The sequence below is a fragment of the Kitasatospora sp. NPDC056327 genome, assembly GCF_042261735.1.
Lineage (GTDB): Bacteria > Actinomycetota > Actinomycetes > Streptomycetales > Streptomycetaceae > Kitasatospora.
The window spans coordinates 1-5,871 of record NZ_JBHJRC010000409.1 but is presented as its reverse complement, the minus strand read 5'-3'; the positions used below and the strand labels follow the sequence as shown (position 1 = coordinate 5,871).

Annotated in this window: 9 protein-coding genes; 4 read left to right on the top strand and 5 right to left on the bottom strand. The window is 73.3% G+C overall.

Translation table 11 applies throughout. The features are described 5' to 3' along the window. Positions 1 to 142: 142 nt before the first annotated feature. The 3 genes from ACFCX4_RS34145 to ACFCX4_RS34135 all read right to left on the bottom strand — a co-directional run bounded on the left by ACFCX4_RS34145 (position 143) and on the right by ACFCX4_RS34135 (position 2,542). The gene (locus ACFCX4_RS34145; RefSeq protein WP_376151001.1) at positions 143 to 1,276 is read right to left on the bottom strand and encodes a hypothetical protein; all 1,134 of its coding nucleotides are present in this window, start codon (positions 1,274 to 1,276) and stop codon (positions 143 to 145) included. A gap of 120 nt (positions 1,277 to 1,396) precedes the next feature. Continuing rightward, positions 1,397 to 2,146, bottom strand: coding sequence for an NUDIX hydrolase (locus ACFCX4_RS34140; protein ID WP_376150999.1), 750 nt, complete (start codon positions 2,144 to 2,146; stop codon positions 1,397 to 1,399). A 189-nt stretch (positions 2,147 to 2,335) separates the two neighbouring features. Continuing rightward, positions 2,336 to 2,542, bottom strand: a complete 207-nt coding sequence (locus ACFCX4_RS34135) for a DUF397 domain-containing protein (RefSeq protein ID WP_376150998.1) — start codon at positions 2,540 to 2,542, stop codon at positions 2,336 to 2,338. A gap of 151 nt (positions 2,543 to 2,693) precedes the next feature. Here ACFCX4_RS34135 and ACFCX4_RS34130 point away from each other — a divergent pair, with 151 nt between their 5' ends. Beyond that, entirely contained in the window at positions 2,694 to 3,311 is a 618-nt protein-coding gene (locus tag ACFCX4_RS34130) for a hypothetical protein (protein ID WP_376150996.1), read from the top strand. Positions 3,312 to 3,360: 49 nt separating this feature from the next. Here ACFCX4_RS34130 and ACFCX4_RS34125 read toward each other — a convergent pair whose 3' ends face one another. Together ACFCX4_RS34125 and ACFCX4_RS34120 are read right to left on the bottom strand one after the other, a co-directional pair. Continuing rightward, positions 3,361 to 3,579: a DUF397 domain-containing protein gene (locus ACFCX4_RS34125; RefSeq protein ID WP_376150994.1), complete on the bottom strand. Its 219-nt coding sequence runs from the start codon at positions 3,577 to 3,579 to the stop codon at positions 3,361 to 3,363. Beyond that, positions 3,576 to 4,406, bottom strand: a complete 831-nt coding sequence (locus ACFCX4_RS34120) for a helix-turn-helix domain-containing protein (RefSeq protein ID WP_376150992.1) — start codon at positions 4,404 to 4,406, stop codon at positions 3,576 to 3,578. The genes ACFCX4_RS34125 and ACFCX4_RS34120 overlap by 4 nt, the downstream gene beginning before the upstream one ends. Before the next feature lie 136 nt (positions 4,407 to 4,542). Here ACFCX4_RS34120 and ACFCX4_RS34115 point away from each other — a divergent pair, with 136 nt between their 5' ends. The 3 genes from ACFCX4_RS34115 to ACFCX4_RS34105 are packed head-to-tail and all read left to right on the top strand — an operon-like array spanning position 4,543 to position 5,515. Beyond that, positions 4,543 to 4,797 (top strand): hypothetical protein, encoded by a 255-nt coding sequence (locus ACFCX4_RS34115; protein WP_376150990.1) that lies wholly within the window; start codon positions 4,543 to 4,545, stop codon positions 4,795 to 4,797. Then, positions 4,794 to 5,030, top strand: a complete 237-nt coding sequence (locus tag ACFCX4_RS34110) for a hypothetical protein (RefSeq protein WP_376150988.1) — start codon at positions 4,794 to 4,796, stop codon at positions 5,028 to 5,030. Before ACFCX4_RS34115 ends, ACFCX4_RS34110 begins: the two co-directional genes overlap by 4 nt. Further along, entirely contained in the window at positions 5,027 to 5,515 is a 489-nt protein-coding gene (locus tag ACFCX4_RS34105) for an NUDIX domain-containing protein (protein ID WP_376150986.1), read from the top strand. Before ACFCX4_RS34110 ends, ACFCX4_RS34105 begins: the two co-directional genes overlap by 4 nt. Positions 5,516 to 5,871: the final 356 nt, after the last annotated feature.

Below are 5,871 nucleotides of genomic sequence, written 5' to 3'. Positions count from 1 at the left end.
AGGGAAGTCGGCCGGTCCGACTTCCTGTGCGTCGGGCGGCCGGGGCCGCCTCCGCTACCGGGATCGCCCGGTGCGCGCCCGGGCCGGGGTGGCGGGGGCCGAGGTGGTGCGGGTGGAGCAGGAAGTCGGCGGGGCCGACTTCCTACGCATCCCCCTCCGCCTCCAGCACCGCACCAGCCGTCGTGATCATGCGGTGCATGACCGCCGGCGGGATCCCCGGGTTGTAGGCGGCCACCTCGGCCAGGTCCACGTCCTCGTCCCGGAGCAGTGCGGCCAGGACGGCGGGCGGCAGGGCCGGGTGCTGCCGGGCGTGGTGGCTCACCCAGGTGTCGGGGTCGTTGGTGAGCGCGGCGGCGGTGGCGGGGGAGAGACGGGGGTCCTGGGCGGCGTCGGCGCGGACGCCGGGGTCCGGGTCCCGGGCGAGCCGTTCGACCAGCGCGGGCGTGGCGGCGGGGTCGTCGAGTGCGAGCCGGCGCAGCCGGGGCCGGGGGTCGTCCGCGAAGCGCAGGAGGCCGTCCCGGGGGAAGTTGGGGTGGCCGCGAGGGCGGTCGGGGAACGACAGGGTGCCGCTGTGGCCGGCCTCCCACAGGGCGAGCAGGAGGCCGGCGGGCGCGTCGTCGCAGGATTCGCCGAGGAAGAGCCGTACGACGCGGGACTCGTCACGGGCGAGGCGGTCGGCCACGTCCGCCGGCAGCCGGGGCGCCCGGGCGACGCTCCGGCGGATCCAGGCCTTCGGCGAGGAGGCCAACTGCCGCATGGCCGCCGCGTCGTGGTGGAGGGCGGTGACCCACCACAGGTCCGGCTTCCGGTCGGTGTCGTCGATCTCGGGGACGGCTCCGGCGAGCGCGGCGATCTCCTCGGGGGTCGAGGGCGGCACGGCCCCGGGTGTGCGCGGGCGCGAAGGTTCCGCCGCCCCGGCCGCGCCGGCCCGCGCCGAGGCGTGGTCCGGCAGGCTCTCCGTCGCGGTGAGCAGCCGCTGCCACTGGCCGGGCGAGAGGCGCCCGCACGCGGCGGCCCGTTCCCGGACGTACTGGTACGGGCTGACGACGGCGGCGTCGAGGACGGCCTCCGGGATGTCCAGGCGGAAGAAGGGACCGTCGTGCCCGGTGCCGAGCAGGGCCACCAGCACGTCCGCCGGCGAGCCCGGGTTGAGGCCGAGGCCGTCCAGCCAGGCCTGGGCGAGATCCGGAGCGGGGCCCGGCGGCCGGAACAGTTCCGCCCAGGCGGGGGCCGGGGGCTCGGTGGGGTCGCGGTCGAGGTCGCGTCGGTGATCCACCCGGGCAGGGTAGCCGGGGCGGGTGGAGCCGGCGGAGTGGGCGGGGGCGGAGTGGGCGGGGGCGGAGAGGACGGAGAGGGTGGCCGATGGGTGGAGCGGGAAGTCGGCCGGTCCGACTTCCTAATCCGGGCTGTGCCGCCGCTCCCGGGCCAGGCGCCGGACGACCGGGGCCAGGTAGTCGGCGTGCGGGCCGGGGAGGGCGGAAAGGTCGTCGGGGGAGCGGACGAAGGCCGGCTCGACCAGCTCCCGCTCCTGCGGGGCGAGGCCGGCGAAGCGTTCGCGCAGCACCGCTTCGGGCCGGGGCGGGGCGAGGAAGAGCACGCCCACGCTGCCGTACCGGCCGCGGGTGACGGCCCAGAGCGTCAACTCGGCGGGTTCGACCGTCACGCCGGTCTCCTCGGCCAGCTCGCGGGCGGCGTTGCGGCGCAGCGCGGCGACGTCCAGGCGCTCACCGTCGGGCGGCGGTTCGACGGCGCCGCCGGGGAACTGCCAGCGCCCGGGCGAGGCCGTCGCCGGGGACATCCGGCCGACGAGCACGTGCCCGTCGTCGGTGGGCTGCAGGACCCCGGCGGAGAGGGAGGCGGTGGGGGCGGTGGCGAAGGAGACCCGGCGGAGCGCGTAGTGACGGTATGTCACACGTGCCCAGGAGAGGTGGAGTTCACCGGGGCGGGGCCACGAGGTGCCGGCACAGGCCACCACCGGGCCGTCGAAGAAGGCGGGATTGTCACGGACCATGTCGTCCCAGGCGCGGTCCCGGGCCTGCCGCTCCTCGATGGTGAGCCGGGGCGCGGCGGTCTCGGCCAGCCGGATGCGTCGGACGCCGAGCAGCTCGGCGGGCGGCGGGAGGAGCGGCGGAGGTGTCTCGGGCATCCGCCCATCGAAGCAGGAACGGACGGTTCGGGTCAGTGCGGCACGGCGGGTCCGACGGGGCCGTGGGCCCGTTCGGCGGCGGTCGCCATCCGGAGCGGGGACCGGTCGAGCGGTCGGCTCCCGGGGGCGAACGCCGATCGGGGCGGGGGTGCGGTGCGGCGGGCGTGGCGACGAGGTGTGAACCGCAGGTCAGAGGAGGTCGAACTCGTCGGCCTTCACGGCGGCGACGAAGGAGCGCCAGGCGGGGGAGGGGAAGAGGAGGACGGGCCCGGCGGGGTTCTTGGAATCCCGGACCGGGACGGTGTCCGGGTGACCGTCGGCCACTTCCAGGCATCCTCCGTTGCTGCTGGAACGGGTGCTCTTCCGCCACCGGGCGCTGGTGAGATCAACGGGCATGGTCCCTCGAAATCCCTTCTGTGGGCGCCGGATCCACGGTAGGGGGTTGGAAACCCGGGCGACAGAGGGCCTTGGCCTGGGATAGGACTGCCCGGTGAGGTTGAGAACCACGGTTCACCGGGTCAGGCACGGTGGGGAGGAGTACCGGGTCGTGAAGGCGGCACCGGCGGGTGGCCGTGCGGTGCTGTACGAGCACGACTGGTCGCTGGACATGTACGTGGACCTGGACGCCGCGAGGAGTCTCGCGGTGGCGTGGGGGCTGGCGGCGCGGTCGCGGCGGTCGCTGGTGTACGTGCCGCTGAGGGCGGGGCGTGGGGGGCCGCAGGGGGTGGGGGAGTGGCGGAGGTCGTCGGTGGTGCTGGACCTGGTGCTGGTGCACCACGGTCTGGGATTCCCGCCGTCACGGTGGAAGGCGGTGCGGGGGCGGTTGGGGGCCGGGAGACCGCACACGGTGGAGATCCCGGAGACGGACTTCCCGGCGGACGGGGAGATCGACTACCGGCGGCGGGGGTTCGAGGAGTGGCGTGACGAGCTGCGGTTCGGGTTCGCGGCGCAGACGCTGTTCCTGACCGGGAGCGCGACGGCGTTCCGCTGGTCGGGGTCGCTCGTGCACTCGCTGGTGAGTGACGGTCCGGTCCGGACGCTGGAGTACCCGGGGATGCACGAGTGCGTCACCTTGCGGCACGAGGGGCACTCGGCCGGCTGGACGCCGAGGAACAGGCCCGGGACGGTGCACATCGAGTACGCCCACGGGTGGAAGGTGACGTGACGACGGGCCTCGACCGGCAGCCGGTCGAGGCCCGTCGGTGGAGTCGGGATCAGACGGTGCCGAACTCCCCCGCCTGGACGGCGGTGACGAAGGACCGCCAGGCGTCGGAGGAGAAGACGAGGGCGGGGCCGGCCGGGTCCTTGGAGTCACGGACGGGCATGAGGCCGGGGAAATCGGAGTTGACCTCTACGCAGTTTCCGCCGTTCTGGCTGTAGCTGGACTTCACCCAGGCCTTGCCGGCCAGGTCTACGAGGGCAATGTGGCTCATGGTCGGAGGTCCTTCCGGGCCGCGCGGATCATTTCGAGGGATGACACATCCGAACTGGATCCCACCTGGAGCCGTTCGTAGTCCCTGGCCCACAGGGTGACTGTCCGGGATTCCCTGGTGAGAAATCCACGCTCTTGGGATTCGGTGTACCCCAGCATGCTGCGATCGGCCATGGTCAGCAGGACCACAGGCAAAGCGAGGGAGCGGCGCTCGCCCATCGAGAACGGCGCCACCTGAATGATAGTCCGCGGCCGGTCTGCCAACTCCGCCAGATGTTCGAGTTGTTCACGCATGACCGCGGTTCCGCCGACGTGGCGACGAAGGCAGCTCTCATCCAGTACGGCATGGACAAGGGGAGCGTCGCGGCTGTTGAGCCGCTGTTGGCGTGTGAGGAGGTAGGAGATTCTTCCCTCGGCTTCGTCCGCGGTGATGACACCTCGTCGTACATCGGCTGCCGCCAGCGTCTCCGCATAGGTTCTGGTCTGAAACAGGCCAGGAACGACTCCAAGTTCGAACTGTCGAAGTTCGACGGCCTTCGCTTCCTGCGCGACGTATTCGGGGAAGCCCTCCAGCAGGGACGCCCCGTTGAGGCTCCAGTACATCAGCTCCAGGGTCCCACCGGTCTCCAGGACCGCGTCAGCTGCACGGACCCAGTCGAGTGTGGGATTGCGCGTCCCTCGTTCGAGGTTGGAGATCTGGCTGTCGCTCAGGTTGGTGAGCTGCCCGAGTTGAACCTGGCTCAGCCCCGCCGCCCTCCTTGACCTGCGAAGTTGAACGCCGAAGGCGGCAAGGGGAGATGTCGACGGGTCCAGTGTCGTCTCGCGCATGGTCAGACCTCTTCGATCCCTGAATCCCATGGAGAAATCTGTCAAGTGGGGATGCCTTCCGATCCTAGGGTCCGGAAGTCCACTATGGCTACACCCCGTGAGAGATCCGGGACCCTGTGCAACCAGTGGAGCTCCCATGCCCAGTCGCCCCCGCATGCCCGTCTACACCCCCGCCGTCGGCGAGGTCGTCCGCGACCTCGCGCACCGTGGCCCCTCCGGGCTGCCGGTCGAGGCCGTCTACATGGACACCCTCGCCGGACTCGTCCACCTCCGCCCCATCGCCGGCGGCTGCGAGTGGACCACCGGGCCGGACTGCGTCCAGGCCCTCCCGAACCCCCGCTTCGTCCAGGTCCAGACCCCCAGCCGGCCCCGCGCCGCCGACGCGGTGTGACCCGCCCGGCCAAGCCCGTCATCGCCGCCCTCGGCGCCCCCACCCTCAGCGCCCCCGCCGCCGCACTCGCCTGCCGGCCCATCCACGACGGCCCGCCCGCACCCCGACTCCTCATCGCCGGACCGATCCCCACCACCGGCATCTCCACCGGCCCGCCCTCCTGCTCCGCCCGGCTCCCGGCCGACCACCCCGCCCGCAACCCGTCCAACCACCCACGAAGGAAGAACCGATGACCAACCGGCTCCCCGCCCTCCTCACCACCCCGCCCCGCCGCCGCCACGGCCACCAGGCCCTCGTCCTCAACCGCGACGGCGCCGTCCTCCTCGTCGCCACCACCTACCGCACCGGCCTCACCCTCCCCGGCGGCAGCGCCGAGGCCGACGAACTCCCCCACCACGCCGCCCGCCGCCACACCGAGACCGAAACCGGCCTCGTCCTCCCCCTCCACACCGTCCTCGCCACCGACCACGTCCCCGCCCACCACCTCCCCGAAGGCATCAACTTCGTCCACTGGGGCGGCCACCTCACCCCCGCCCAGGAGACCACCGTCGCCCACCACCGCCCCCCGGCCACCATCACCGGCCTCCACTGGCTCCACCCCGCCCACCTCCACCACGCCATGACCCCCGACCAGCACCGCCGCACCACCCACGCCCTCGAAGCCCTCGCCCGCGGCCTCCACCTCCCCCTCCTCCTCCGCGGCACCCCCGCCGAATAGGCCCGAAGGCCCGCCCGCGGGGCCTGTCCGCAGCACCCCGCCGGACAGGCCCCGCGCCTTTGGCGAGCGCTGCCCGTGGAGGACGGCCGGGGCACCGCCGTGCTTCTCGGTCGCAGCGCTCCTCCGGGCCGAGGGCCGAGGGCGGACCCCGCCGTTCGGCCGTCACGCCGATGCTCCGGGAGGAGCTCACGGGCGAGCAACGGACCTTTGCGAGAACGCCGTTGCCGCAGAGGCGAAGGCGCAGCACTCCCGGCCGGATGCGTTGCGCGCCGAGTTCCCCACGCCGCTCCGTCCCGCCGTCGTTCGCTTCGCAGGGGGCCCTCGTTGTCGTCTCGGCCCGCGTGGCAGGCCACGCG